27 protein-coding genes and 2 pseudogenes are annotated in these 26,209 nt (G+C 69.0%); 9 read left to right on the forward strand and 20 right to left on the reverse strand.

Features of this window, described 5'->3' with window-relative positions:
- Positions 1-38: 38 nt before the first annotated feature.
- Together ACIBQ1_RS42535 and ACIBQ1_RS42540 are read right to left on the reverse strand one after the other, a co-directional pair.
- Entirely contained in the window at positions 39-686 is a 648-nt protein-coding gene (locus ACIBQ1_RS42535) for a response regulator (RefSeq protein ID WP_397286234.1), read from the reverse strand.
- The gene (locus ACIBQ1_RS42540; protein WP_397286236.1) at positions 674-2,677 is read right to left on the reverse strand and encodes a histidine kinase; all 2,004 of its coding nucleotides are present in this window, start codon (positions 2,675-2,677) and stop codon (positions 674-676) included. The genes ACIBQ1_RS42535 and ACIBQ1_RS42540 overlap by 13 nt, the downstream gene beginning before the upstream one ends.
- A 340-nt stretch (positions 2,678-3,017) precedes the next feature.
- Between ACIBQ1_RS42540 and ACIBQ1_RS42545 the strand changes: the two genes are divergently transcribed.
- Complete coding sequence (locus ACIBQ1_RS42545; RefSeq protein ID WP_397286238.1) at positions 3,018-3,539, forward strand: RICIN domain-containing protein; 522 nt, start codon at positions 3,018-3,020, stop codon at positions 3,537-3,539.
- Between the two features lie 440 nt (positions 3,540-3,979).
- On the opposite strand, the gene ACIBQ1_RS42550 is transcribed toward ACIBQ1_RS42545, so the two are convergent.
- The 7 genes from ACIBQ1_RS42550 to ACIBQ1_RS42580 form a co-directional block, all read right to left on the reverse strand.
- Positions 3,980-4,129, reverse strand: coding sequence for a hypothetical protein (locus ACIBQ1_RS42550; protein ID WP_397286240.1), 150 nt, complete (start codon positions 4,127-4,129; stop codon positions 3,980-3,982).
- Between the two features lie 816 nt (positions 4,130-4,945).
- Complete coding sequence (locus ACIBQ1_RS42555) at positions 4,946-5,098, reverse strand: hypothetical protein (RefSeq protein WP_397286242.1); 153 nt, start codon at positions 5,096-5,098, stop codon at positions 4,946-4,948.
- Positions 5,099-5,287: 189 nt separating this feature from the next.
- Positions 5,288-8,734 (reverse strand): CHAT domain-containing protein, encoded by a 3,447-nt coding sequence (locus tag ACIBQ1_RS42560; protein WP_397286244.1) that lies wholly within the window; start codon positions 8,732-8,734, stop codon positions 5,288-5,290.
- A 5-nt stretch (positions 8,735-8,739) separates the two neighbouring features.
- A complete protein-coding gene (locus ACIBQ1_RS42565; RefSeq protein ID WP_397286246.1) occupies positions 8,740-9,336 on the reverse strand; it encodes a hypothetical protein in 597 nt (198 codons plus the stop codon).
- Between the two features lie 11 nt (positions 9,337-9,347).
- Positions 9,348-9,710 (reverse strand): hypothetical protein, encoded by a 363-nt coding sequence (locus ACIBQ1_RS42570; RefSeq protein WP_397286248.1) that lies wholly within the window; start codon positions 9,708-9,710, stop codon positions 9,348-9,350.
- Between the two features lie 136 nt (positions 9,711-9,846).
- A complete protein-coding gene (locus ACIBQ1_RS42575; RefSeq protein WP_397286250.1) occupies positions 9,847-11,985 on the reverse strand; it encodes a peptidase domain-containing ABC transporter in 2,139 nt (712 codons plus the stop codon).
- Positions 11,982-12,284: a hypothetical protein gene (locus ACIBQ1_RS42580; RefSeq protein ID WP_397286252.1), complete on the reverse strand. Its 303-nt coding sequence runs from the start codon at positions 12,282-12,284 to the stop codon at positions 11,982-11,984. The genes ACIBQ1_RS42575 and ACIBQ1_RS42580 overlap by 4 nt, the downstream gene beginning before the upstream one ends.
- Before the next feature lie 128 nt (positions 12,285-12,412).
- Here ACIBQ1_RS42580 and ACIBQ1_RS42585 point away from each other — a divergent pair, with 128 nt between their 5' ends.
- The 3 genes from ACIBQ1_RS42585 to ACIBQ1_RS42595 all read left to right on the forward strand — a co-directional run bounded on the left by ACIBQ1_RS42585 (position 12,413) and on the right by ACIBQ1_RS42595 (position 14,744).
- On the forward strand, positions 12,413-12,568 hold the full coding sequence (locus ACIBQ1_RS42585) for a hypothetical protein (RefSeq protein WP_397286254.1): 156 nt from the start codon (positions 12,413-12,415) through the stop codon (positions 12,566-12,568).
- A 124-nt stretch (positions 12,569-12,692) separates the two neighbouring features.
- Positions 12,693-13,679, forward strand: a complete 987-nt coding sequence (locus ACIBQ1_RS42590; RefSeq protein WP_397286256.1) for an MvdC/MvdD family ATP grasp protein — start codon at positions 12,693-12,695, stop codon at positions 13,677-13,679.
- 3 nt (positions 13,680-13,682) lie between these two features.
- Positions 13,683-14,744, forward strand: coding sequence for a TIGR04500 family putative peptide maturation system protein (locus ACIBQ1_RS42595; RefSeq protein ID WP_397286258.1), 1,062 nt, complete (start codon positions 13,683-13,685; stop codon positions 14,742-14,744).
- A 21-nt stretch (positions 14,745-14,765) separates the two neighbouring features.
- On the opposite strand, the gene ACIBQ1_RS42600 is transcribed toward ACIBQ1_RS42595, so the two are convergent.
- From ACIBQ1_RS42600 to ACIBQ1_RS42635, 8 genes and pseudogenes are all read right to left on the reverse strand, one after another.
- A complete protein-coding gene (locus tag ACIBQ1_RS42600) occupies positions 14,766-15,770 on the reverse strand; it encodes a TIGR04500 family putative peptide maturation system protein (protein ID WP_397286260.1) in 1,005 nt (334 codons plus the stop codon).
- Positions 15,767-16,747: an MvdC/MvdD family ATP grasp protein gene (locus ACIBQ1_RS42605; protein ID WP_397286262.1), complete on the reverse strand. Its 981-nt coding sequence runs from the start codon at positions 16,745-16,747 to the stop codon at positions 15,767-15,769. Before ACIBQ1_RS42605 ends, ACIBQ1_RS42600 begins: the two co-directional genes overlap by 4 nt.
- A gap of 71 nt (positions 16,748-16,818) precedes the next feature.
- On the reverse strand, positions 16,819-16,986 hold the full coding sequence (locus ACIBQ1_RS42610) for a hypothetical protein (RefSeq protein WP_397286264.1): 168 nt from the start codon (positions 16,984-16,986) through the stop codon (positions 16,819-16,821).
- A gap of 1,112 nt (positions 16,987-18,098) precedes the next feature.
- Positions 18,099-18,560 carry a hypothetical protein gene (locus tag ACIBQ1_RS42615; protein ID WP_397286295.1) on the reverse strand — a complete coding sequence of 154 codons (462 nt, stop codon included), beginning with the start codon at positions 18,558-18,560 and terminating at the stop codon, positions 18,099-18,101.
- Positions 18,561-18,801: 241 nt separating this feature from the next.
- Positions 18,802-18,939, reverse strand: a pseudogene (locus ACIBQ1_RS42620) (cytochrome P450); the annotation flags it as partial.
- 103 nt (positions 18,940-19,042) lie between these two features.
- Positions 19,043-19,693, reverse strand: a complete 651-nt coding sequence (locus tag ACIBQ1_RS42625) for an HAD family hydrolase (RefSeq protein ID WP_397286266.1) — start codon at positions 19,691-19,693, stop codon at positions 19,043-19,045.
- A gap of 157 nt (positions 19,694-19,850) precedes the next feature.
- On the reverse strand, positions 19,851-20,060 hold the full coding sequence (locus ACIBQ1_RS42630; protein ID WP_397286268.1) for a hypothetical protein: 210 nt from the start codon (positions 20,058-20,060) through the stop codon (positions 19,851-19,853).
- 172 nt (positions 20,061-20,232) lie between these two features.
- Positions 20,233-20,511, reverse strand: coding sequence for a hypothetical protein (locus ACIBQ1_RS42635; RefSeq protein WP_397286270.1), 279 nt, complete (start codon positions 20,509-20,511; stop codon positions 20,233-20,235).
- 145 nt (positions 20,512-20,656) lie between these two features.
- On the opposite strand from ACIBQ1_RS42635, the gene ACIBQ1_RS42640 reads away from it, so the two are divergent.
- Positions 20,657-21,088: a hypothetical protein gene (locus ACIBQ1_RS42640; protein WP_397286272.1), complete on the forward strand. Its 432-nt coding sequence runs from the start codon at positions 20,657-20,659 to the stop codon at positions 21,086-21,088.
- Positions 21,089-21,458: 370 nt separating this feature from the next.
- On the opposite strand, the gene ACIBQ1_RS42645 is transcribed toward ACIBQ1_RS42640, so the two are convergent.
- Positions 21,459-21,824 (reverse strand): hypothetical protein, encoded by a 366-nt coding sequence (locus tag ACIBQ1_RS42645; RefSeq protein ID WP_397286274.1) that lies wholly within the window; start codon positions 21,822-21,824, stop codon positions 21,459-21,461.
- A gap of 102 nt (positions 21,825-21,926) precedes the next feature.
- A complete protein-coding gene (locus ACIBQ1_RS42650; protein WP_397286276.1) occupies positions 21,927-22,127 on the reverse strand; it encodes a hypothetical protein in 201 nt (66 codons plus the stop codon).
- A gap of 709 nt (positions 22,128-22,836) precedes the next feature.
- Here ACIBQ1_RS42650 and ACIBQ1_RS42655 point away from each other — a divergent pair.
- The gene (locus tag ACIBQ1_RS42655) at positions 22,837-23,124 is read left to right on the forward strand and encodes a tetratricopeptide repeat protein (protein WP_397286278.1); all 288 of its coding nucleotides are present in this window, start codon (positions 22,837-22,839) and stop codon (positions 23,122-23,124) included.
- A 145-nt stretch (positions 23,125-23,269) separates the two neighbouring features.
- A complete protein-coding gene (locus ACIBQ1_RS42660; protein ID WP_397286280.1) occupies positions 23,270-23,506 on the forward strand; it encodes an arginase family protein in 237 nt (78 codons plus the stop codon).
- Between the two features lie 76 nt (positions 23,507-23,582).
- Here the strand turns inward: ACIBQ1_RS42660 and ACIBQ1_RS42665 are convergent, their stop codons facing one another.
- The gene (locus ACIBQ1_RS42665) at positions 23,583-23,915 is read right to left on the reverse strand and encodes a hypothetical protein (RefSeq protein ID WP_397286282.1); all 333 of its coding nucleotides are present in this window, start codon (positions 23,913-23,915) and stop codon (positions 23,583-23,585) included.
- Between the two features lie 109 nt (positions 23,916-24,024).
- Between ACIBQ1_RS42665 and ACIBQ1_RS42670 the strand changes: the two genes are divergently transcribed.
- Together ACIBQ1_RS42670 and ACIBQ1_RS42675 are read left to right on the forward strand one after the other, a co-directional pair.
- Positions 24,025-25,443 (forward strand): IS1380 family transposase, encoded by a 1,419-nt coding sequence (locus tag ACIBQ1_RS42670; protein ID WP_397286284.1) that lies wholly within the window; start codon positions 24,025-24,027, stop codon positions 25,441-25,443.
- A gap of 575 nt (positions 25,444-26,018) precedes the next feature.
- A pseudogene (locus ACIBQ1_RS42675) lies at positions 26,019-26,209 on the forward strand (transposase); the annotation flags it as partial.

The raw sequence follows: 26,209 nt of genomic DNA on the forward strand, positions 1-26,209 counted from the left end.
CGAGATGGCGAGACCTCGAGAGTTCCCGTCGTGGGTGTTCACTGCTGGGCGCGCAGCCAGGTCAGGACGGCCAGGACACGGCGGTTGTCGTCGCTGGCCGGGTCGAGGTCGAGTTTGGTGAAGATGGCGTTGACGTGTGTTTCGACGGTTTTGCGGCCGAGGTAGAGGCGTTCGGCGATGGCGCTGTTGGAGCGGCCCTCGGCCATGAGTGCGAGGACCTGCCTCTCCCGGTCGGTGAGGCGGCTCAGCGCGTTCTGTCCGGGATTGGCACCGACGAGAGCTGCGACTACGTCAGGGTCGAGTACGGTGCCGCCCTTGGCGATGCGGCGCAGCGCTTCCAGGAAGTCGTCGACGTCGATGACACGGTCTTTCAGCAGATACCCGAGCCTCGCGCCGTTGCGGAACAGGTCGAGCGCGCGTCCGGCGTGGACCCATTGTGACAGCAGCAGGATCGCCAGGCCCGGCTGCGTGTCACGCAGCTGCGTGGCCGCGCGCAGCCCTTCGTCGGTGTGAGTGGGCGGCATTCTGATGTCGATGACGGCGATGTCGGGTTCGTGGACGCTGACTGCTTCCACGAGCGCGTCGGCGGTGCCCACGCTGGCCACGACCTCGAAGCCGGCGTTGGCGAGCAGGCCGGCGATGCCTTCGCGCAGCAGGACGCTGTCGTCGGCGATCACGACGCGCATGGCAGCTCCACCGTCAGCCGGGTGCCTGCCCCTGGTGGGCTGGTCAGGTGGAACCGGCCGCCGACGGCCGCCACGCGGTCGCTGAGTCCCTGCAACCCGCCGCCGGAGACCACGCAGGCGCCGCCCGCGCCGTCATCGCCGACCTGCAGGACGACGGTGTCGCCGGTGCGTTGCACACTGAGGTGTACGGTCGCGGCACCGGCGTGTTTGACGGCGTTGGCCATGGCCTCACACGCCACGTACCAGCAGGTGGCCTCGATCGTGGGTGGGAAGCGCTCGGTCGTGACATCGAAGGTCACGGGCAGCGGTAGCCGTGCCGCGGCCGTGCGCAGCGCGACGGCGAGTCCTTCGTCGGTGAGGACGGGGGGCAGGATGCCGCGGGTGAGTTCCCGCAGCTCATCGACGGTGGCGCGCAGTTCCTCCACCGCCTCGCCCAGTACGGTGGCGGCGCGGTGGCTGGTGGTGGTCACCTCGCGCTGGGCGATGCGCAGCCGCAGGGCCAGCGCGACCAGGCGCTGCTGGGCGCCGTCGTGCAGGTCGCGTTCGATGCGCCGCCGCTGGGAGTCCTCGGCGGCCACGATGCGGCTGCGCGAGGCCCGTACGTCGGCCAGCCGAACGGCGGCACGGGCGTGCAGGGCGGCGTTCTCCAGCGGGAGCGCGGCTGCGGCCAGCGCGGCCTCGACCAGGCGCGGCTCCTCGGCCAGTCGCGCATCCAGATCGACCATGGCCACGGGCGAACCGCCGGCCGTCACCTGCCGGCGCAGCCGCCCGGGCCGTGGGTCGCCGAGATCCGTGGGGCTGCCGTCCAGCTCGATCAGCTGCCCGTCCTCGACGTAGGCCACGCGTGCGGTGGGGTCGTCGACCGCCTGGCGTAACGCCACGAGGAGATCGGCCGGCGCGGCGGTGCCCGCGCGCAGTCGTCCCGTGAAGGCGTCCAGGGTCTGCACGGCCAGCCAGGTACGGTGATCGAAGCGCCGGTCGACGATTGCCCGCACCAGCCGCAGGGCGGGACGGAAAGCCGCCGCGACCGCGAGGGTCGCCGCCGCCACGGCAACCGAGGAACCGGCCCCGAACTGGCCGGTGATCGCGCCCACTGCGACTGCCACGATCGCGTACAGGCCCAGCAGGATCGCGGAGATGGCGGTGTAGGTGACCGTGCGCCGGATCAGTCGCTGCACGTCGAACAACTGATGGCGGCGCATGGCCACGGTGATGGCCGCGTAGAACGGCAGCGGCGCGAGCACCGCCAGGACCGTCTTGAGGGTTCCCGACGCGGCCGCGGTCGAGATCATGATCGCCACGGTGACGCCGAGCCCCCAGGCCGCCCACAGCAGCTGCGTGCGTTCGATCCCACGGGCTCGGCGCAGGCGCACCGCCACCGCGGCGATGCCCACCAGCAAGAACAGCATGCCGAACAGGTCGGTGGCGGCCGTGACGGTCTCGGCGGCACTCAGCCGCGCAGGCAATGCCTCGACATGCCCTCCGACGTACAGCGCGATGATCCGCTCGCCCGAGGGCCAGACGGCCATCGCGGCGGCTGTACCCGCCGCCGCCCAGCCCGCCAGGTACAGCGCCAGAACCGGCCGCCAGCGCTTCGACGGCAGGCGCCCATCGGGGAACAACAGCAAGAACAGCGGCAGCGACTCGCCCGCCAAGGTGTCAACGGCGAAGGCCGTGGCCAAGACCATCGGTGAGGAGGAGCCCTCCTGCGTGTGCAGGGCGGCCCAGCTGTAGCCGAGGCTGTCAGCGGCCAGCAGCCATCCGCCTGCCAGCAACGCCCAGGCGGCCCGATTGCCGGGTTTGTGATCAATGATGATCGCGCACAAGACGCTGACGCAGGAGCCGCCCGCCACGCCCACCGCCGACACCACGCCGGCGAGGCCGTTGGGCAGGGCCAGCAACAGGGCGACAATTCCGAGCAACGCGCCCAGAACGCCGAGGATCCAGCCGGCCACGCGCAGTACGTCGGCCCGCCGGGCCTCGGTGGTCATGACCGAATGATCGCCCCTGCCCACCGGGTGCGGCAACCAGGTCGTCCAGGGGCCCGTACTCCGGGAAAACCCGGAGGCGATCAGCGGGCCACCACCCGTGAACGACCACCCCCGGCCAGGCCATCGTGGTGGCCATGACACACCACCCGATCCCCGCTCCCTACACCTCGTCCCTCAGCGAGACCCGGGCTTTCAACCGGATAGGCGTGACCTCGCGGCGGTCGAGATCACGGTGCTGCTAGGTCACGGTGCTGCTAGTTCCACCAGCCCACTGCGCTCATCACTCATGAGGAATCCGCTCGTCACGCCGACTCGTGATCACATGAAAGGTAGAGTCACCATGTCCTTCGCAACAGCCCGCCGCGCCCTCGTCGTCGCCTTGACCGCGGCCGCCGGCCTCGCCCTCACCGGAACCGGGATCGCCCACGCCGAACCCGCCTACTACAAGTTCGTCGTCGAGCACAGCGGCAAGTGCCTGGACATATTGCACGGGAGCACCCTGCACGCCACCCCGACGCACCAGTGGCAGTGCCTGGACCGAGTGCTCAGCCAGCAGTGGGAGGCCCGCAAGTTCGACGACGGGTCGTACGTGTTCGTCGCCAGGCACAGCGGCAAGTGCCTGGACGTCGCCTTCGCGAGCACCGCGAACGCGGCGGCCGTGATCCAGGCGACCTGCAGCTTCAAAGCCAACCAGCGGTGGCGGCTCAAGAAGAACGCCGACGGCACCAGGCGCGTCATCGCCAAGCACAGTGGCCTGTGCCTGGACGTTGCCAATGTGGACCCCGCCAACGGCGCCAGGGTAGTCCAGGCCCGCTGCTGGGGCGGCGAGAACCAAAGCTGGCACATCAACAGGGTCGTCTAGACGTATCCGACCCCGGCCCTCGCATCGCCAATGCGGCGCGGGGCCGGGTTCTGAGGTTTGCCGGGTTGGTTTGGGGTGGTTGTCGAGATCCTTTGACAGGAGGAGCCATGCGCAGACCTCGGTCCTCGGCTGATAACGCGGCCATCCGGCCGACCGGTGGCGGAGGCGTCCGGCCGGCGTGCCGCAGCGTGCAGCGCCAGAACCGGCCGCCACCGACCTGTTCGCGTCGAGTGCGACGGGCGGCATCCACAGGTTGCCGGTGAAGGCGCGGTGGATCGCCTCGAAGGCGCTCAGCCCGTTCTTGCGGGCGCTGTCGAGGTAGGAGCGGATGGTCAGCCAGTGCGCGGCGCCGGTTTCGGATTGATGGCAGCCGGAGATCTTCACCTGGGTCCTAGGTCCCTGTCGCTTGGCGCGGGGGCGCAGCGCGACGACTTCGGCGCTCACCGGCTGCTTGCTTCCGGGCGAGGTCCTTCGTCGTCGGGGGCGGCGTCGTCACGGTCGACGTCGGCGTGCCCGTCGGCGAGGTAAGCGTCGCGGGCGGCCCAGTCGTCGACCCCATCCAGGAGCGGCGGCAGTCCCTCGTGATCCACTCCGCCGGGTAAGGCCGTGCGGGCTCGTTCGCGCTCGTCGCTGGGTCTCGCCCGGGCGCCGGCGAGGGCGTCGCGGCCGGCGAGGGCGTCGCAGGCGGCGACTTCGGCGCTTCAGGCGTCGCCCATGTGGTGCAGGAGCTGGCCGCTGCGCTCCAGGCTGGCGTCCAGCAGGCGGCCGGACTCGGCTCTCAAGGTGCGTCCCCGCCGGCGATCTGCTGGAGAGCCGGCTGAGGGAGGAGTTCACCTGGGCGGGCAGGCCGCTCGCCGCGTTCCTCGCCGAGGTGGGCATCGCGGTGGCCGGCTTCGCCGTGCACGAGCTGCTGGAGTACAGGCGTCCTGGTGCTGCTGCTGCAAACCGATTACGGCGACGGCATGCTGCACCCGCCGCATGTCGATGTGTTCAACCGGACGCGTCAGGCACCAGATGGGCCTTCCTCTCCACGCAGTTCTCCCTTGCGGAGGCAGTCGTCATGGCCGATGTGCTGGACAAGTTGGATGGTGTTCGCCCCGCCCTTCACGGGGAGTTGGCTGCCGCGCTCCGAGCCGCGGCCGCTCTGGCAGCTGAGTGGAACGGCGACCGATGAACGCTGAGGTGGTCAACGAACTGCTCCGGCAACGTGAGGAGATCAGCCAGCGTGTCCGCGCGTTGCTTGAGCAGTGGGACGCGCGCATGGTGCCGTCCAGGATGAGCTGTTCGAATACGCCAGCAGCAACGCGTGCGAGATCAAGGCTGGCCCTATGCCCGGCTCGCCGTTGACGATGTGGGTTTCGTAGTCGGTGATGACGTTGCTTGGGTCGCCGTAGGTGCCGTGCGGGTCAACAGCGGCGCGGCCGAGGGCATGCATCCAGGAGGGGGCGGTAGCGGATGGACGGGGTCGTCTCGGCTTCGTCTTCGCCCCACGCCTCGGCGAGGGCGTCAGCGAGGAACGCGGGCACGGTCACACCGTCGTCGGCGAGCGCGGTCAGCATGTCGTGCAGGAGCTGTTCGGCGGCCAGGAGTCGGCCTTTCGGAGTGAGGAGGCTGGGCCAGGTGCGGCCGCTCTGCCGGGCTGTTCCGGGGGGCGCGGGCGGGTGCCGCCTGGACGACGCAGGTCGTGGCTGAGCTGGGCGATCTGGGTTGCGGGTGGCCTCCGCAACCGTCTGGTGTGTGAGCGCGCTTTAGCCGAAGAGGGTGAAGCCGCACCAAACGGCCGGATGGTCGAAGCGGGGATCGGAGCGGAGCACAGTGCGGGCCGTGGCGAAGGCGCGTCCGGGTGGGACTGCGCGGTTCAGCTCGGCGAGGTAGCGGGAGGTGAGCAGGGCACCCGCTTCCAGGGTCACCGGCCAGAGGGAGGCGACGACCGCTTCGACGCCGGAGGCCAGCAGCGAGACGGCCAAGCCCTCGACCTCCATGTGGGAGAGGTCCTGGTCGATGTGGGCCGACCAGCAGCCCAGCAGGACGACCGTGCGCGGCTGCGTGGTGAAGTCGTGCAGCGTGTGGGTGAGGCCGCGGCCGCGGCGGCCGTGACCCAGGAGCACGAGGGCGTCGGCCGAGCTCACCCGATGGAGATCCGCCTGGAGGCAGACACCGACGTCGGCTTCGTCCGAGGGCTGCTCCGAGTAGATCAGCTCGGCCAGGTCGCCGCCCGCCTCCAGCAGTTGCGCGTTCGCGCGCTCCGACCGGTCGTCCTGAACGGCGACGACGATCGTCGGAGCCGGCTCGGCCGGCCGCCGAGGCCGTCCGACCAGCGCTGTGGTCGCCACGACCCGCACCACGACCTCCTCCCCCGCCGAGGCCAGGGCGGCCGCTGACCACGGCAGCTGGAGCGCGTAGCTCTCGGTGCTGAGGTGCAGCTCGCGGAAGCGTCCGGCACCTGCCCCCAGTGCCTGCCAGAGCGAGGCGAGGCGCTCGTGGACGTCCGCGGCCGGGACGAACCGTTCGAGGATGCCGGTGTACTCCTCCATGGTGGCGATCCGTGCCTCGCGTACCGCCTGTGCCGCCTGCTGCATCCGGTCGGAGAACCAGAGGTGGATCTCGAAGAGCAGCTCGGGCGGGGTGGTCTCCTCCGCCCACCCGCCGACTCCGTCGGCGGGGAGCGCGAGCGCCATCCACCGGCCCTCGACGCGAACTGTGTGGGGATGTAGGCCGACGCAGATGACGGCGTGTCCGTCCGGCAGCGTGGCGGCGGCCGACGTGAGCGGCGAGCGCAGCCACCGGGGCGGCTCCGTCCCGGTCAGGACGATGCCCCGCTGCCGGAGCTCCCGCGCGCGATGCCGCTCGAGCGCGTCGCCCGCGAGGAGGGCGTCCTGGAAGTGTCCACCGGACAGGTAGCGGGCGAAAAGGCAGCGCGAGAGCCGGGTGTAGGGCGGGGTCATCGTGGCCTGGGCCCAGAGCGTGAGCCTCCGGTTGAGGAAGACCGAACGCCGCTTCTCGGCGCGGGGTATGAGCTCCTGGTAGAGGTCGATGGCCTGGTCGAGCTCTCCTGCGGTCTCCAGAGCCAGCGCGTAGCTGGTGAGGACCGCCTCGGTCAACGATCCGTGTGCGGTCATGGTGTTGCGGCGCCGAACGTCCAGGATGCGGTCGAGCTCGTAGGCCGCCTTGCCGGTGAGCAGCGCCGATCCCCACAACCGGACCGACAGGTCGCCTGTCGCGCCGCCACGGGCGAAGATCTCATCCGCCTGCAGCGCCTCGATGACCGCCACCTGACAGGCCAGCGCGAAGGCGAGGGCGACGTCCGTTGCCAGGCCCTGCGGGGGATCGTCTCCGGCAGCCTGGAGCGCCAATGCCACGAGCTGGTGCACGCTCCGGATCAGGCTGCCGTTGACCGTTTGCCGCGGCCCGCGGCCATCGGTCAGGAAGCGGGCCTCCGCCTGCAGGATCGCCAGGAACAGCCGTAGCCGGTCAGCGGGATCCTCTGCGGCGGCCAGCGCCCGGACCAGCTCGTTCAGGCAGCGATTCCCGACGATCAGCGTGCCGGCCTCGCCGGGAGCGTCGGGGCTGCGGAACTCCAGCACGGCCATCGACCTGGCCCCGCCCAGGTTGATGGCGCCGACCTCCCCGGTGCCCAGATCACAGACGATCTCCAGTCCGGGTTCCACGGCGGAGGCCAGGGCGCCGAACATCTGCGCGAGCAGCGCGCGGGGCATCTTGTGCCAGATCTCCTCCGAGTCCAGCCGGTCGGCGATGTCGAACGCCTCGCCTTTGCGGCCGAACGCCACAAGGGAGACAACGAGGGCAGGGCCGACTTCGGAGAGCCAGCCCCAGTCCTCGAGACTCAGATAGAGGTCGAACGCGCTGAGCTGATGGTTGAGTGCCCACTGGAACTCTCCGATCGACCTCTCCACCTCGCCGAGCACGCGTTGGACATGCGCCAGCGCGGTCAGCTCGTTCAGCTCCACCCGACCGGTGTTTTGGATGCCGGTGATCGTCGCCTCGATTGCGCCCTGGGCCATGCCGCGTCCATAGGGCCGGCCGCACTCCAAGGTCAGCATCGCGGTGTAGAGCGTGCACAGCCGCCTCTGGTCGGGACGGCAGGAACGCTCCACCAGCAGTGTCCGCTCCAATGCCTCCTCGTACCGTCCGGCCTCGTACGCGGCGACGGCCTCTTGCAGCCCGTCGGGCGGCTCGATGACGTGGGTGTCGGTCCAGGCGAAGGGCTGCCACTCTCCTCCGCCGAGGGTGCGCATGACCTGGCGTGGCCCGCCGTTCTCCGGGGTGGCCGGAGATTCTCCGGGCGGCTCCGCGGCGAGCCGTTGGAGCAGGTCCGTCAGCCCGTCGAGGGGCGCGTCCCACCCGATCGCGGCCTCGCCGAAGCGCTCGGTCTCCGCGGGGGTCAAAGAGATCTTCCTGTCCAGGAGGACGCCGGCGGCCCGCTCCGCCCCGATGAGCTCGCCGATATCGTCGATCTCGGCCGTGATGACCTGCCTGGCCTCGGCGAGCGCGGCGTGGAACGACTCACGCGCGGACGGCGGCAGTCTCTTCACCTTCGACCCGGGGGACAACGTCTCGTCGTCCGGGTCGAGCGCGCTGTCGAGCACCTCCCGGATGCTCTGCGCCTCGTCTCCGCGCCAGAGCTCGGCGCGTCCGAGCAGCTCGGCGGAACGTTCGTAGCCGCTGATGAAGAAGATCGGGGAGGTTCGGATGTCCCGGCAGATCGCCTCGACCCTGGCCTGTCCGAAGATGCCCATCCGGGCCTCGCGCAGCCGGATCCCTTCGAGCGCGAGGGCGAACCACTCGTCGTCGAGTTCGCGGAAGTCGTTCAGCTCGCGGAAGTTGCGTACGGTCAGAGAGTTGCTGCGGAGCGCGCCCACGTCGAACCCGCCCCGCTCCTCCAACAGCGCGAAGATCTCTGCCCGGATCGCCGGCTCCTCGCGGGAGGCGGTGAAGGTGTCGTAAAGGAGAATGCTCCGGTCATCGTCGGCCCACAGCACAGGGGCGCTGAGGTCGCCGAGGTTGCCGCAGACAGCGCACTCCACAAGGTTCAGGCGGCCCTCGTCGACCAGTTCGAGCAGTTCGGGGGCGCTGTCCTGGGTCAGCACCATCCAGTAGACGGCCTCGGGCAGGAGCTCTCCACAGCGCGGGCAGAGCAGATCCCCGAAGGCTCCCGGCGCGTAGGGGATGGCCATCGTCGTCAGACCTGGGTGCCCGAGGCGAGGTAGACGGCCAGGGTCGTCTTCTTCTGTTCCTCGTCGAAGCCGGGATCCTGGAGGACCGTGAGGAGCCAGGCGAGCCGTGTCTTCCTCTCCTCCGGCGTGAGCAACGCGTCCAGATTGATGTCCAGCCGGACCTGGTTGCCCAGCGCCTTCAGGTCGTTGTCGTCGATCAGCCGCTGCGCCCGCTGCGCCCGGTCGGCCTTGATCTCCCCGTTGATCCTCTTGAAGACGAACTGCCGTCCCGACTCATAGAAGGTGTCCAGCCCGATGGGGATCTCGGAGTTCTGGTAGGACACGGTGGCGAACTTCAGCCGGACGAAGGCCAGGTAGGACACGCCGACGCCGGAGGCGAACAGCCAGGAGTTCCAGCCCTGGAAGGTCGTCAGTGTGCGCAGCCCGAAGAAGACCGCCACGGCCGTCACACAGTTGACGACGATGAACCCCCACCACCATACGGACCGGTAGACCCGGTAGCCCGACACGTCGCCGACGATGAAAGTCCGGTCCATGTCGAAGAGCGTCACCCCGCCGGCGATGGCCGCCGACAGCACGGAGAACCACGCGGAATGCTGCATCGTCTGCTGCCCTACTGGTCGGGTGCGTCGTCGCGGGCGCCCAGCGCGTCGTCCAGCGCGCTGTTGAGCTCGTCCTCCGAGGTGTCGCTCGCCGCTTCCTCGACCTCGTCGTCAAGGAGGAAGACGCCGGTCACCCGGTCGCGGGGGCTGCCTGGGGTGGCGTTCAGGCTGGTCTTGACCCCGTAATCGGTCAGCGCGTACCGGCCCGGGCTGCTCTCGACAACCAGGCCGCGGCGCTGCAATGCTGGGAGCGCATTGCGCACGTCCTCGGGCGACAGCCCTGAGTAGGCCACCAGCGCTTCGATCGAGCTGTCGCCATGGTCTCGCAGGGCCGGCAACAACAACGACTCCACCGTCCGGACAAAGAATGGCATGGACACCTCCTGGCGTCGATTATGCCGACGTATCCGGGGAAATTCGCTGCCGGTGACGTCCTGATGTACTCACGCGTGCTGTGCACAACGGCTTCGCGCGAGTTGCCGAAGTAGCCGGTGATCCCGCGCACGCGTATCAGGAGAGCGCGGCCTGGGCCGCGACCAGCTGGGCGTACCTGCCACGCAGGCCCATCAGCTCCTCGTGGGTGCCGCGTTCCACGACACGGCCGGCGTCGAGTACGAGGATCAGGTCGGCGTCCCTGACCGTGCTCAGCCGGTGGGCGATGACGATGCGGGTCTGCGGCAGCCAGCACAGGTTGGCCTCGATGGCCGCCTCTGTGGAGCTGTCGAGGTTGCTGGTGGCCTCGTCGAGCAGCAGCACCTTCGGCCGTGACAGCACGGCGCGGGCCAGGGCCAGGCGCTGCCGCTGCCCGCCGGACAGGCCGCCGCCGTCGGTGAGCATCGTCTCGTACCCCATGGGCATGGCGGCGATCTCGTCGTGCAGCGCGGCCAGCTCGGCCGCCTGGAGGATGCGCTCCAGCGGCGCGCCGGGGTCGTTGAGCGCGATGTTCTCCCTGATCGAGCCGTTGAACAGGGACGGGTCCTGGGTGACCACGCCGAACTGGCGGCGCAGGGAGTGCAGGTTCAGCTCGGTGGCCGGGACGCCGTCGTAGCGGATCTGCCCCTTGGTCGGGGTGTGCAGTGCCAGCAGCAGCCGGGCCAGCGTGCTCTTGCCCGAGCCCGACGAGCCCACCAGGGCCACCTTCTGCCCGGGTCGGATGCTGACCGAGACGTCCCGCACCGTCCACGGGCCGCGCGGGTCGTGGCGGAAGCCCACCTCGCGCAGCTCGATCGCGCCGCGCAGCCGCAGCACCTCGATGCCGTTGCTCGGCTCGGGCGTGGAGGCGAGGATGTCGGAGAGCCGGTCGAAGTGCGCGCCTGCCTGCTGCAGGCTCTGCAGGCTGCTCATCAGCGAGCCGAGCGGGGTCAGCGCGCTCAGCGCGATGGCGTTGAGCGCGACGAGCGCGCCCACGCTCAGCTTGCCGTCCAGGACCTGCCAAGCGCCCAGCCAGAGCAGCCCGAGCGGGGTGATGACGCGCAGCGCCGACAGCGCGGCGTCGAGCATGCCGTGGGTGAGCCCGCTGCGGACGTCCGCCTGGAGCTGCTGGGCGAAATGCGCGGACCATTGCTCCACCGCCCGCCTCTCCGCCCCGGACGCCTTGAGCGTCTCGATGCCGCTGATGGTCTGGATGAGACTGCTCTGCGAGGCGGAGAACGCGGCCAGCTCCTGCTGGGCCAGCAGGTTGACGCGGCGGGCGGTGCCCAGCAGCAGGATCGACTGCAGGACGATCACGCCGGTCAGCGCCGCGCCGAAGACGGGGTTCCACACGTAGACCATTGCCAGGTAGCCCAGGGCCAGCGGCCCGTCCAGCACCGCGGTGACGATCTGGCCGGTGAGCAGGTCACGCAGGGTCGAGACGCTGGCGGCCCGGGTCAGCAGGTCGCCGGTGCCGCGCTGGGTGAAGTACCGGTACGGCAGCGCCACCAGGTGGCCGACCACGCCTTCGGTGAGCTGCTGGTCGGCGCGAGCGCGTACCGCCACCAGGAGCACGGCCCGCAGGTAGGCGAGGACGAACTGGGCCGCCCCGGCCAGCAGCACGGCCACGCCCAGCCACGGCAGCAGGCCGGCGGCGCGGGCCGGAATGACGGTGTCGATCAGCAGCTCCGACAGCAACGGCAGGGCCAGCCCGAGCGCCTGGAGCAGCAGCGAAGCGGCGATCACCTGGGCCAGCAGGCCCCGGCGGCGCTGCAGCAGGGTCCGGACGAACTCCCGCCGCCAGGCCCCGGCCAGCGAGGACAAGCCGCGCCTGAACCCCTCGCCGGGCTCGAAGACCAGCAGCACGCCGGTGAATCCGGCGCTGAATTCCTCGGAGGTGAGGCGGCGCCGGCCCTGACCGGGGTCGACCAGGTCGGCCTGGTCGGGCGACCAGCGTTCGACCACGACGAAGTGGTTGAACTCCCAGTGCGCGATGGCGGGCAGGGGTACGCGTGCCAGGTCCTCGGGGGCGAGGGAGAAGGCCCGCGCCGTGAGCCCGTGCTCCCGCGCGCCCTCCACCAGGGCGCGCGCGTTCAGCCCGTCCCTGCCGACGACGAGCCGTTCGGACAGTTCGTGCACGGTGGTGCGGTGGCCGTGGTGGCGCAGCACCATGGCCAGGCACGCCACGCCGCACTCGGTCGGAGTGTTCTGCAGGACGACAGGGACGCGGTTCCTCATCGGACGACCACCAGGACGACTACCGCAACGCCGGCCGCCAGCACGACGGCGGCCGCCGTCCACAGCAGCAGGAAGGACGGGCCGCTGATCGTGACCGGGACCTGGCCGCCCGCGCGCCGCTCGGCCCTCTCGCGCAGTGCCTCCTCGCGGTACATACTCCGCCCCTGACGGCGCTCGGCGGGGGCGGGGGCGGCCGCCTCGGAAGCGGCCGGAGCACGGTAGGCGCTGCTGTCTTCCCAGTGCCGCGTCGGCTGCCAGGAGGGCGCGGGGACGGGACGTGTGCGGTCGAGATCGGTCACGAGTGGCAAACCTAAGGACGATCACTTGGAGGTGAGTTGTGCCTCGGTTGCGGTCCAAGTGATCCACATGCCCGCTGCAAGACGCCGCCGCCAGGATCGACCGGGCAGGCACAGAAAGGAGTACGAGCATGGACGGCAAGTACGGCACGGCTCTGCGCGAGCTGTCGGCCATCGGCGCCGAGCTGGACGAGAGCGAGCTGGCCGGCGTCAGCGGCGGGCAAGCCCCGGTGAAGGCGATCACCACCTGCGAGGCCAGCCACACGGTCGACGACCTTTACACGTAGTCCATCCCCAGCCGGCCCCCGCGCCATGCGGCCCTTCCTCCCGGGCCGGCGCGGGGGTGGGGACGCCCCGGAGATCGACCGGCTCCGGGGCGTCCCCACCGGCCACGCGACAACGGAGAGCCCGATGTCCGACCCTCACGTCCTCATCCTCACCGGCGCGGGCGACGCGCACGCCGAACGCGTGGCGGACCTGCTCACTGGCCGGGGCGCGCGCGTCACCGTCTTCGACCCGGCGGACTTCCCCGTCTCGGCCACGGTCGAGCTGCGGCACGGGCCCGGTGCGGACGGCAGGCGGCTGCGGCTCTGGCCGGAGAGCATGCTCGACCTCGACGCGCTCACGGCGCTGTGGTGGCGCCGGCCCTCTCCCCCGTCCCCGCATCCCGAGCTGAGGGACCCGGCGGTGGCCGCGTACGCGGCCCAGGAGTGCCAGACGCTGCTGGCCGGCCTGTGGGAGGGGATGACGTGCCGGCAACTGCCCGCGCGCGAGTCGGTCTTCCGTCGGGCCGGGCACAAGTCACTCCAGCTCGCGCAGGCCGCGGCGCTCGGCTTCGCGGTGCCCGACACCGTGATCACCACCGATCCGCAGGCGTTCCTGGACTTCCACGACCGCCACGACGGGCGGATCATCACCAAGCCGCTGCACGTGCCGTTCGTCGACGGCGTGGGCGGCGACCTGTACGTGCACCGGCTGTGCGACCCGGTCTCGCCCCGTGACGTGGCTTATGCGGGCGGGCTGCGGTTCTGCCCGGTCATCGTCCAGGAGTACGTGCCCAAACGGGTCGAGCTGCGGGTCACCGTCGTCGGCCGGCGCGTCTTCGCCGCTGAGATCCATTCGCAGCGGACCAACAGGACCGGACTCGACTGGCGGCGCTACGACACCGCGCGCACCCCGCACCGCCCGCACGAGCTGCCCGGCGAGGTCGCCGCCCGCTGCCTGGCGCTGATGGACCGCCTGGACCTGGCCTACGGGGCGATCGACCTGATCCTCACTCCCGAGGGCCGTCACGTCTTCCTGGAGATCAACCCCAACGGCCAATGGCTGTGGATCGAGGACCTGACGGGCCTGCCGATCAGCCGGGCCGTCTGCGACTACCTGCTGAATGGAGGCTGACCCGTGTCCCTTCCCTCCGGCCGCCTGCTGGCCGACGTACTGGCCCACCTGCGCGGGCTGGGCGAGGCGGCGCCCGCCGACGCGCGGCGGCTGACCGCCGGGCTGCGGGCGGCGTACCCGGACGTGCCGATGCGCTTGGTGTGGCAGCAGGACTTCCCCGGCGGCCCCTACCACTACGACATGCTGATCACGGTGGCGGGCGGGACCGTGTCCCTCGCCTTCGCACCCGAGCGCGCGCTGCCGTGGCCGCTGCGCGGCGCCCATCACGCCGGCGAGCAGGTGCTGGTGCGCGTCGACGGGGTTGACGTCACGGTGGAGCAGGCCATGAACGTGCTGGACGGGTTGTGGACCGGCACCGCGCCGGCCACCCGCCTGGTCAACGCCAGCCTGGTGGAGCAAGAGCTGGCCCGTCACCCGGTCGAGCTGTCCGCCGCCGAGATGCAGGACGCCATGGACGCCTTCCGCCGGGCGCGGGGCCTGCTCACGGTCAAGGCCACCCGGGCGTGGATGGCCGAGCGAGGGATGAGCCACGAGCGGCTGGAGGAGGTGGTGGCGGCCGAGGCGTCGGTCGCGCGCCTGCGCACGCGCCTGGTCGGCGGGGCGGTCGAGGACGCGTTCACCGCCGACCCCTCCGCCTGGGACGAGGTCTGCGTGCTGAGCACGCGCTACCCGGATCAGGACGCGGCCCGCGCGGCGGCCGAACGCCAGGCGCGCCGGCCGGACGCGAGCGCGCACGCGCTCGCCCTGATCGCCGCGGAATGCCTGGATCACCGCGCCGACGTGCGGGTGCGGCGGCTGCGCCGGCGCGACCTCGGCCCCGGCGCGACCGGCATGCGCGTGGGCGACCTGCTCGGCCCGCCGGAGCACGAGCCGGTGATATCCACGGTGCTGGAGATCCGGCCCGGCACGCTCGACTTTGGTATGCGCCGCGAGATCGAGGCGGTGCTGTTCGACCACTGGCTGGCCGAGCGGCGCGCACGGGCGGAGCTGAGGTGGCTGTGGGGCGACGCGGTACGGACCACGATGGTCAGCCGGGCGTTGCAGTCCCCGGCCGCCGCGCCCTGACGGCGGCCGGGGACGGACCGTTCACAGCCAGAACCACTCGATGTCCGCTTCGGCCCGCCGCCCGGCCAGGAAGGCAGCGAACGCGGCCCGTCCGGCGGCGGCCAGCGTGGCGGCGTCGGGCTCGACGGGGCGGCGGTCGCGTACGGCGCCAAAGAGGTACGCCTCGCCGTGGGCCACGGGCCCGACCGGGACGCCTCGCGCGGCCTCCCGCAGCGGCGCCGGCAGCTCGCGCGCCGCCCGTTCCGCCACGTGCACGGTCAGCTCGCCCGAGGGACGCGCCACCGCTCCGGCGAGCACGGCGAACGGCTCGCCGTCGCCTGCCAGCTCGGCCAGTTCGGCCAGCCGGGCGTGTGGGCCCGCCGCCCACACGGCCGAGACCCGGTCGAACTCGGCGGCGTGGTCCGCGAAGTAGGTCCTGGCCGACTCGCTCTCCACGCGAGTCCTGAACCTGCGCATCTTGGCCAGCGAGTGCAGGTGGTTCTGGTAGGCGTCCGGCGTCAGGTTCACCTCCTCCAGCCAGCGCCGCATCGCGGCGGCGCTGTGCAGGCCTCGCCTGCTGCGGAAGTCGTCGGACGCCTGCTGCAGCTCCTCCTGCGACGGGTCGGGCTCCTGCGCGGCGGCCAGGACGAGCAGGCAGTGGTCGATCAGGTCGTCGTGCAGGGTCCGGTCCCGGTCGGCGAGGGCGCGCAGGGTGAGCAGCGCGGTCTGCACCGACAGTTGCAGGCCGTCGACGGCCACGACCTTGCTCGCGGCCCAGTGCGTGGAGTGGTCGACCGTCCACGGGACGCCGTCCTCGGCGGAGGCGGTGACGGCGACGGTCCCGCCGTCGGGATGCTCCAGGAGCAGGTCGTAGTCGACGACCGGCGAGCCGGGCCGCGCGTCCACGACGAGCTGGGCGCGGGAGTCCGGATGGGCGGCGCGCCACTCGGCGACGCTCCTGCGCGCCCGGTCCACCCCCGCGCGCCGGCGCGGCAACCCGCGCAGCAGTTCGACGGCCTCGGCCAGGGTCTCGGGGAATCCGTTCACACCCGCACCTCCTCCGCGGCGGCCAGCCAGTCGGCGACAGCGGCGGAGATGGGCAGATCGGTGAACTCCTCCAGCCACCCCCATTGCCCGTTGGGATTGAGCTCCAGATACACGTATTCGCCTTCTGGGGTGAGAATCACATCGATCGCGCCGAACGCCAGGCCCAGCGACCTGACCAGCTCGACGCAGCGCCGCCCCAGGTCCTCGGGCAGCTCGTGGACGGAGTAGCGGGTGAAGTTGCCCTCGTAGTGCCGGAAGTCGTCCCGGGTCGTCCGCGACCCCTGCGAGTCGATCGCGGCGGTGAAGACCCGGTCGCCCACCACGGTGATGCGCAGTTCCAGGGCCTTGTCCACGTACGGCTGGAGGATCACCGGCGCGTGGCTCAGCCGGTGCCGGGCGGCGAGGTGCCGCCGGGTGACCGGGGTGGTGTAGAGGCTGTGGCCGGCGCCGTCGAGCTGGAACGGCACGAACTCGACCTCCTTGGCGATCAGCCGCCCCTCGGCCTCCATCCAGGCCGCGGCCAGTTGTTCCGGGTCGTTGGTGACGGTCGTCGCCGGGACGGTGAAGCCGAGCCGGGCCGCGGCGGCGAGGTTGACCAGCTTGTTCTGGGTGCGGAGCAGGTCGGGCAGGCGCGCGGGGAACCAGCGGGTGTCGAAGGTGTCCTCCCAGCCGTTGAGGAAGATGCGCGCCAGTCTCTCCACGTACGTGCGGTGGAACTGGGCCTCCCCGACGGTGCCGGCCGCCCTCGGGCTCGACGGCCGACGCACCCAGACGGCGCTGACGTCCGAGGAGTCGTAGTCCACACCGCCGGTCGTCAGCGTATGCCGCCACGCCCCGTCGACCAGGCGGGAGGTGATCCGGCTCGCTGCGGGGTAGTCGCCAGGGTCCCACCAGACCACCTCGATGCCCCGCTCGACGAGCCGGGGCCGGACCAGTTCGACCCCATGGTCGTCTTTTCCGCTGAGTATCAGAATCACGAGAACGCTCCATCGGACACGGGACGGCACCCGCGCCGCGCGTCGCGGTCACGGGTGCCGTCCGTGGTTTCTCAGGTTCCGGACATGTCGAAGCAGGCGTCGCTGATCGTGCCGTTGCCCATGGCGGTGCACACCTTGGGGGTGGCCGGGGTCATCGGCTCCCGCCCGCCGATGACGGTCTCGAGCGCGTCGTCGGAAAGCTCCGCGGCGAACTCCAGCTCGCCGAGAAGAACCTTCATATTGTCCTCCTTTCGCTGTTCGGTTCAGCACGACCATGGTGTATTCGTGATCTTGGAACCAGCTTGGAGGTCAGTTGGATCTTCAGCGGCGCGGCGGTCCTCGGGAGCGGCCAGGATCTGCTTCACGAGGGCGGCGGTTCTCGCCTCCGTCGCCGAAAGCCGGCCGCCGTCTCCGGCACGCCGCCACCCAGTTTGCCGATGCGGCAGGCGGGTGGGAGGCGTTCCAGCTGGCCGCATGAGCCAGATCCCGAGCGGCGTGCCACATCCGGATGTCATCTGCGCTGATCGGAACCCGATCCTGTCGCGTTCGCGACCGTTGTTGTCTGCGAAACGATCAACCCACCGCTCAGCACAACAATCCGGAGGATAAAGAACAAGTTGAGAGGGTGTCTCTTAACCTCCTGTCTGTCACTTTGATCCTTCGTGTATGGGCGGGAGCTGGGACACCAAGATCAAGGACTGGATCTTGCCGGGATACCCTGGCTTCCAGAGTCGGCCCGGCCCCGGGGCGGTGTGGCAGCTGCCGCGCGTCACCTCGGGCGAGGTGAGCGGGCTTGGGCCACCGACCTGGACCAAGGAACGCGATGCGCCACCGGGACCGATGACATCGGTGGGTTCAGATTCGATCCGTCTTCTCACGGGCGAAGTGCGGTTCCGCCGCTTCCAGTCGCGGTACTGCGACGCCCAATCGTCGTGCTTTCGCCAGCGTGTCCCGGCAGATCTCCCGAGGCTCCTGAGCCTCGGGGTCGGAGTGCGCCGCAAAATTCACGCGCACCGGCGCGACATGAGCGGTCAGCCAGGCTGGCGCGGGGGCCGTCAGCCAGGTGGGCGCACGGAGTAGCAGCCCGCCGCCCCGGTTACGTCGCAGGTCAAGGCCTCGCGCTTCAAGAAGCGGCAGAAGTTCACGGCCGGCCGTGATCGGGGCCGGTCCGGCCGCGAGAGCCTCGCCGACCGGACCACCGCCACCGGCCTGAGCACCGTCCTTGTGGAGAACGAACTCGTCGGCGGCGACACAATGAAGGTCGACGCCTCCAGCCGTGGTAACTGCCGCCCCGTCCAACCTGCGCTCTGCACAGCACGCTGGTGCGCGGCCGGTCATGCACTCGGGCGGATCAGCCGCAGTGAACGCCGTATGCAGCGTCGCGAGTGTTGTAGGTTTCGCCGTCGTACTTCAGTGACCCGTCGGCGTAGACGCACTGGTCCTTCAGGTACAGCTTGACCGGGCCCGCGTAGTAGTGGTAATTGGCGCTGCTGTCGAGTTTCGGGTCCCTGACGCTGCGCGAGTCGCCGTCGCCCAGGAAGACATAGACATAGCTGGCCTTACCGTCCCAGGCCGCCTTGACGCGCGTGATGGCGCAGTTGTAGCCGTTCGACGGGTTGTAGTAGATGCTCAGGTATCCGCCGATGGTGTCGTAGTGGCTCCCGTAGCCGCGCAGCGGATAGGACGACAGGAAGTTGTACCCGGATCCGCAGGTACCGCCGGTGGCGTAGGCGGGCTGCGCCACTACGGCCGACAGCGGGATCGTCACGGTGCACGCTGCCAGCACGGCGGAGAGCTTCTTGCGAAGAGACAAGGCAGGGCCCTTTCACGGAAAAGATCGCAAACGGGCGTGATTTTACTCTCACCATCGCTTCGCACGGGTATCGGCCCGCTTCGACGGTCAGAGAATGCGCAGCGGGAGGGTACGGGGGCCGCGTACCTGGCTGGCGGCCCAGGTCACCGACGCGACGGTCCGCCAGCGTGCAGACCCAGATGCGTTCCAGCCAGACCTCCAGGGCGACCCGGAGTTCCCTGCGGGCCAGGTGGGAGCCCACGCAACGGTGGATGCCGAGGCCGAAGGCGGCGTGGCGGTTGACCTCACGGTCGATGAGCACCTCGTCCGCACGGTTGAACGGGGCCGGGTCGCGGTTGGCGGCGGGGAAGGACAGCAGGATCCAGTCGTCGGCTTTCATGTCCACGCCGTTCCAATCGTTATCTAGGGTTGTAGGGCCCTTCCAGCAGGTCAGAGGAAGATGATCTCTTCTTTCGCGTAGGCCAAGTTGGAGTCCTGGTCGGTCAGGCTTCTGCAAGGAGTCTCGGGAGTTCGCGCATGTCGTCGAAGACCGTGGTGTTCGGTCCTTCGAGCCATTGCGTCGGTGTGAGTCCGCCGGCGTAGCCAAGGGCGCGCATGCCGGCTGCGCGGGCTGCTTGGATCCCGTATTGGCTGTCCTCGACGACGATGCAGGCCGAGGGGTGGACGCCCATCTGCTTGGCAGCGTGCAGGAACAGGTCGGGGGCCGGTTTGCCGCGGGCGACCTCGCTCGCGCTGAAGATGCGGCCTTCGAAGTATGGGTAGATCCCGGTGTGACCCAGCGTGTGGCGCATCGTTTCGTGACTGCCGCCAGAGGCGACGCAGCTGGGAAGCCTGAGGGTGTCGAGGACTTCGAGGATGCCGTCGACCGGGGTGAGTTCGGCATCGACGGCCGCGCGGTGGAGTCGCTCGAATCTCTCCCACCAGAGCGCGGCCCGGCTCGGCCCTACTCGGGAAGTGATTTGTTCACCGTTGGACACGGGTGACCGGCCGATGAACTTTTCGATCACCTCGGCTTCGGTCAGCGGCCAGCCCAGCTCGGCACCCACGGCGACATGGGCGCGGACGGCTATGTGCTCGCTGTCGACGAGCACGCCGTCGCAGTCGAAGATCACGAGCTCAATCGGAGTGATCATCTGGACAGGCTAGGGAGAAGTGGTCGTCCGTGTCAGCTGCATGATCCGATGGCCGGTGCGCGGGGAGTGGGGAGACGGACGCCGCGGGTCGAAGTATCGGCGACCCCGCGGAGCCTGCGGAAGCCGGCGAGTTCTTCAACGCTCTGCTCTGCTTGGGTCAGTCGCCGCCAGGCCCTTGCCCGGCTGGCCGCGCAACATGAAGAGATCGTCGGAGGCTGCGCCAACCTGACGCCAACTCGGTGAGCCGGGCTTCCAGCTCGGTGATCATCTGGGTCAACAGGCTGGTGTTCTGGTGCCGGACCACCTGCGGGCCGACCGTGTCGATGCCGGACACCTTCGTGATGCACTCGTCGGCGGCTTGGGCCATCGTGGCGAACTCCTTGCGGGCGATGGAGTGGGGAAGGGGGCGGCCTTCTGCGGCGAGAGGTTGCGCACACGGACACCGGAACCTAGCGGGCGGGACTCCCGTTGACCAGGCCCTCCATCGTATGGTCGTGATCATTTTAGTTCAGAGAAGTCAACCAGAACGCCGAGGCCCGCTATAGCATCGCGGCTGGCCGACCGCTCACCCAGACGTTGCGGGTGAGGCTGGGGTCGGCCTTGTGGGAGTCCACGCACGTGTCGTTCATGAACGAACTGTTTTCCGCACGCTGGCTCTGCAGAACCTCCGCCTCCGCGTACAGGATGCTGGACAGGCTCACCAGCGAATTGCTTGAGCAGCGCGCCCGTGTCGCCTCTGTTCTTGACTGGTGCTGATTGCTATGGATTAGGTCAACGTGGTGATAGTGGAACCGGTCAGGGGCAACGTCGTCGATCATCGGATAACAATTCGGCTAAGCAGATGGCGAGAACTTCGCATATCGCTGGTTATGGACACGTTTCGCCGCTCAGTGTGTCGTCGCGGAAGGACGTAAGCCGATCGGCTCGGCACTCTTTCTCCCCTCATGCGAGGGAAGGAAGATCATGGAACACAGCACGGGCGGCGCCATCTGGGTGGCGATGCGGTTCGGCCACGACTTCGACACCGAGTCCGTCTGGTACATCGGCCTGGAGGCGGCGCAACAGGAAGGCGATGCATTCGCCAGGTTCAACGGCGCGCCGCACTGGCAACGGTCGGCCGCCTCCGACGGAACTGTTGGTGAGCGCGGGGTTGACCTGCCTCGGAGCCGCATGGCGTGCGCCATCGGAGTGACTTACTGGCACGGGGACGGCACAGAAGAACGGCTCGGCTGGCACCGGCCACTGCGTCAGGCCAGTGACACGCTGGTGGCCATTCGCCAGATGTACGGCCCAGTCCCACACACCGCCGTGGTGCTGATCCCGGGAGCCGAACCCCTGCTCCTCGACCTGGAGGACGCGGAGGATTCCGGCGAGGGAGTGTCCAGTCGCGAATGATGATCAGCTGCGGGTGCTGTCCCGGGCTGGGGAAGCCGGCGAGGCGTCTCCCACGCAGCGAGGGTGAGCGCGAGCGCCTGGCGGTCGACCGGGGTCAGGTATCGGATCGGGATGTTGTACTTCTTCACCCAGGCCGCGGTGACCTTGGCGGTGTTCTTCAGGATGGCCAGGGAGGCGGTGTCGAGCCAGTCGGCGCAACCACCGGAGCTCCCCCTCCGTGACGAACCCTACTCGGGGTCCGCAGTCCGGAAGGTTGGGGCAGGGCAACCCGCCGAGGTGATGCCACAGGCGGTGGTGGGCCAGGTCGGCGAGAAATGGGGTACGGCAGAGCCCGGCGCACAGGCGGTCAGCGGGCACGGGGCCAGCGAAGTCAGCGAGCGAAGATGGTCTGGGTAGGGCCGCAGGTCATGGACTCCCATGCCGTCCACCGGCAGACGGCGGCGCGGATGTGGGTGATCTCCTCGACCGGCCCGTCAAGGTACATCTGGAACGGTGTCGTGGTCTCCAACGCCGTCGGCGAGCAGGCAGGCTCCGAGTATGACCACCGCTTGATGTAATACCCGGTGCCCGCAGGCTGGTAGCTGGTCTCGATGAAGGCCCTGGCGCACTGGCCGGCGTATGCCCAGATCTCCCCGTCGACCACGCCGTTCTCGTACGTCCCGGACATCGAGGCGAGGTACGTCGGGTGGTACAGAGGACCCCAGAACACTAGGAACAGTGCCACGAGTTTTGTCATGGTCAGCAGCGTCAGGGATCACCGGCGGCGCCGCATGAGTAGGGCATACTCAACTTCCGCCGGGCGATCAGCACGACAGGCAGAGGGTGCCGATACACGAAGTCATTCGACCCGGATGTCCTCGTTCACCGCGGCGGACGCCTGGATCTCGGTGAGCTGGATGTTGGTCACCCGTGCCGTCCAGCCGGGGATTGCATGGCATGACAGGACGATGGAGCCGGGCTCCGTCAAGGTGAAGGCATGCTGCATGCTATATGGCGCCTGGCGCGGCACCGGCAGGTTGAACAGCGCGAATTGATCCATCGGGGCCTCGCCGGGTGGATAGTTGGCCGCGAGCCTGCAGGCTGTGCGTCCGGCAGTACTTCATCATCAGCATGATGTCCGACACGGCGCCGGGCTCCAGCACGGCCCCGGGGGTCCGATGGACCAGATGCCCGAAGTCGTCGGCCGCCTGGCCGCGTGAGGCGGGATCGGTCACCACCTTGCCCTTCAGCGGCGGTAGGTCGACCATCCCCTGAGACTGGGCGGCGTCGGTGACCCACGTGCGCGTAGACGGGTCGAAGCCGACCACGGTCGCCCCCGCCGTGAGTAACGCCCGTCTCCACGGATGCCACGTCATACCGATCCTTTCGCAGCGCGGTCACGTCGCGTCGATAATCGCCGACGGCACCCGGCGACGCTTCCCGAACGAAACCGGATGACAGCCACAAAAGGGTTACTACGGCGCTTCGGGCCTCGACGGCGAGCCGTGGGGCAGGCGAGCATCATCCGGGCAGGATGGACCGATGAGTTTCGCGTGCCTGGCCGGCCTCAATCGTTATCTTGGGCTCTTGGCCCATTCTCGCAGGTCAGAGCGCTATGATCTTGTTAGGCATGCAAGGCACGGTGCCGAGCCGGGCAGCCATAAGCGATCGCCGCCGCCCGCGACCAGCTTTCCGCGCTACTTACCTTGAGCAAACGGGTACGGGGCGCCGGGAACCCCCAGGCCCTCGTCGTACGGCATAACTTCGCCGTGTGGACGGGGAAGGCGGGCGACGCGGCGGCCGCCCGCGACCAGCTCGCCCTAATGCTGCCGACCATTGAGCGCCGACTGGGCGCCAAGAACCCCGATACCCTCCATACTCTGGTTAGCCTCGCCCGCTGGACGGGGGAGGCGGGGGACGCGGCCTCCGCCGGTGACCAACTCGCCGCACTACTCGCTGTACGCCAACGGGTCCTGGGCGCCGGGAACCCCGACATCCTGACCACCCTGCAGGAACTCGCCCGCTGGACAGAGCAAGCGGAAGAAGCGAAAGGCTAGGGCGGCCTTAATCGACGGTCTGGTGTCGTTCAAATCGCTGTATCCCCCCAATGGCGACCATTTGTCGGGCCGAGGCGTTAAAGTGCTGCGGGAGTCAGGACGCGCACGCTCCTTGCCGCTGCCACCGCCTACAGCTGACGACTTCGTGGTTTATCTGCATATCGACTTCGATGTGCTCGACCCGCGGTTCTTCGAGAGCGTGGGATATCCGACGCCTGGCGGGCTGGCGCCTGACGAGCTCATCTCGCTGATCACGGCGGTGGGTGAGCGGTTCGAGGTCGTGGGGATCGGGCTCAGGGAGTACGAACCGGGGAGGGCGGAAGATCAGGAGCTGATGGGGACGATGGTGGCCGGAATCATGGAGGGATGCGGCCGGGGGTGAGGCCACGGCCGACGCCCATCCCCCGGCGACAGGGAATGGGTGTGAGGGTGCCTGGGCCGCCCGGATATCGGATCAGCTAATCATCCGAATTGTCTTTAGCCCAGATATAGTTCCCGTCAGAGTCGGTCTTGTCAGGATAAACCCACTCATATCCCGACACCTTCTGGAAAGGAATTGGAGGTTCGGGCTTGTCCCAGTAAGGGTTGTAAATCCACGGGAAATCATCATCATGGGTGACCACTGTCACGGCATGCTCCTGCCGCCACCATGACGGGATGCCGCCTCTCAGTGCCTGCAGCGCGACCTGCAAGACTCCACCGGCGGTCTCCGGCGACGGCGACCCAATGATCACTCCCGCCTTTCTGTTGCGATCGCCCTCGAGCTGGTCCTGATCTAAGCCTCGATCCACCGATTGGAATCTGGCGTGGAGTTGGTGAAATGAGGCGAGGTGCCCTCTGAACTGGGAAGATTGGAGTTCTTCACGCTTCAATCAACCAGCTCAGGAAGGCACCTCGTAAGTGCGATTCTCCCATGCCGCCAGCCGTACACAGGCGATCTTCGACGACGAGCACGTAATCTCCTACGGTGGCCTGGCCCCGGCGCTGCGGCTGGCTGAGCGAGCCGGGCTGCAGCGACTGGTCGGCGAGCACGTGGCCCTGACGGCTGCCCACGGAGCCAATCCGGCAGCGAAGGTCGTCTCGATCGTGGCCGGAATGGCCTGCGGCGCCGACAGCATCGACGACTTGGACGCGTTGCGGCACGGCGGGATGGACAAGCTGTTCGACGGTATCCGCGCGCCCTCCACGCTCGGGTCGTTCCTGCGCGCCTTCACCTGGGGAAACGTGCGCCAGTTGGACAAGGTCGCCCGGCAGGTGCTGGCCTCGCTGGCCGCTCACACGCCGCTGCTGCCCGGCAAACAGGTGCTGGCCTTCCTCGACATCGACTCGATGCAGCGGCGCACCTACGGCTATGCCAAACAGGGCTCCGGGTTCGGCCACACCAAGATCGGCGGCAAGAGTGTGCTGGTGCGTGGGCTGAACGTGCTGGCCGTGACGTTGTCCACGCCGTTGGCCGCGCCGGTGGTGGCTGCCACCCGGTTGCGCGGCGGCAGCGCAGGCTCCGCCCGCGGCGCGGCATCCCTGGTGCGCGAGTCGATCCCGACCGCCCGCGCCGCGGGCTGCTCAGGCACGCTGATACTGCGCGGCGACTCGGCCTTCTACAGCGCCGAGGTCATCGGCGCCTGCCACGGTCAGGACGCGCGCTTCTCCGTCACCGCCAAGCTGGATCCCAAGGTCAAAGCGGCGATCGCCGCCATCGATGAGGACACCTGGACCCCGATCAAATATCCTCAAGCGATCTTCGATGAGCAGGCCGGCGGCTGGGTGTCGGACGCCGAGGTCGCCGAGGTCGGCTACACCGCCTTCACCAGCAAGAAGAGCCAGGCCGTCACCGCCCGGCTGATCGTGCGGCGGGTCAAGAAGCTCAACGAGCAGGCCGAACGCGGCCAAGACGAACTGTTTCCCGCCTGGCGCTACTACCCAATCTTCACCGACAGCCCGTACACGCTGATCCAAGCTGAGGAGCAGCATCGTGATCACGCGGTGCAGGAACAGGTCAACGCTGATTTGATCGACGGGCCGCTCGCGCACATGCCCTCAGGCACGTTCGCGGCCAATGCCGCCTGGCTCACCTTGGCGGCGATCACCCACAATCTGCTGCGTGCTCTGGGCTGCCTGGCCTCGACCTTCCACGCCCGCGCCCGCGGTGCGACCCTGCGCCGTCATCTCATCATCGTGTCCGCCCGGCTGGCCCGGCACGGACCTGCCGATGGGCATGGCCATCTGGTCGTGCACCTGCCCGCCGGATGGCGCTGGCAGCCCGCCTGGATGAACGCCTTCGCCGCCACCCACGATCCACCCGCCACCCGGACGGCCTGACCAGCCGAAACCCCCACTTCACGCACCGCCCACGACCCTCACGGTCACCCGCGCCACCGCGCACACCCCGATCCTCCACAAGCACCGGACAAAGCCGCGACCCGAGCACGGCGGCCCTCCCACGCCCAAAAGTAGCCGCTCGCCTGCGGAATCGGTCCTCGTGGAGGAATGGGACCAGAAAACGATCACCATGAATCACACGGTGGATCCAGGCTAAGAATCGCCCGACACCTCGCAGGTTCCACTGCCATTGGTGCTTCGTGCCCGCACTGCGCTCCAGCAACAGCGCGGAATCTTCGTAATCCTCGAAGACGATAGCCGATGGCCCGGGGAATCGAACGCACAGAGCATAAAAATCGCCCGTTCGCTCGCCGATGTCCTCTACCCCATCTCTCCAATCCACCTGGGACTGAAGCCTGCGTTCCGCATAATTCCTCTGTTCTGACGCGTTGGTGGGGATAGACATCCAGGTCAAGCAGGGATGAGCTAGAGGAACGAGCGAAAAGCGCCTAGAGACGACGATCAAGATATACAGGTGCCTTGATCAGCCGGTTCACGTGTATTGTCTGGAGACGATGTACGTGAAGACGACGAGCAAAAAGAACAAGGACGGCACCGCGGTCCGCTACCTGCACCTGGCTCACAACGCGTGGGACCCGGTCGCCGGCCGTTCGGTGCCCAAGGTGCTGCACAGCTTCGGCCGTGAGGACCAACTGGACCGCGAAGCGATCAAGCGCCTGGTCGCGTCTCTAGCCAAACTGCTCGA

The sequence above is a fragment of the Nonomuraea sp. NPDC050153 genome, assembly GCF_044460125.1.
GTDB lineage: Bacteria > Actinomycetota > Actinomycetes > Streptosporangiales > Streptosporangiaceae > Nonomuraea.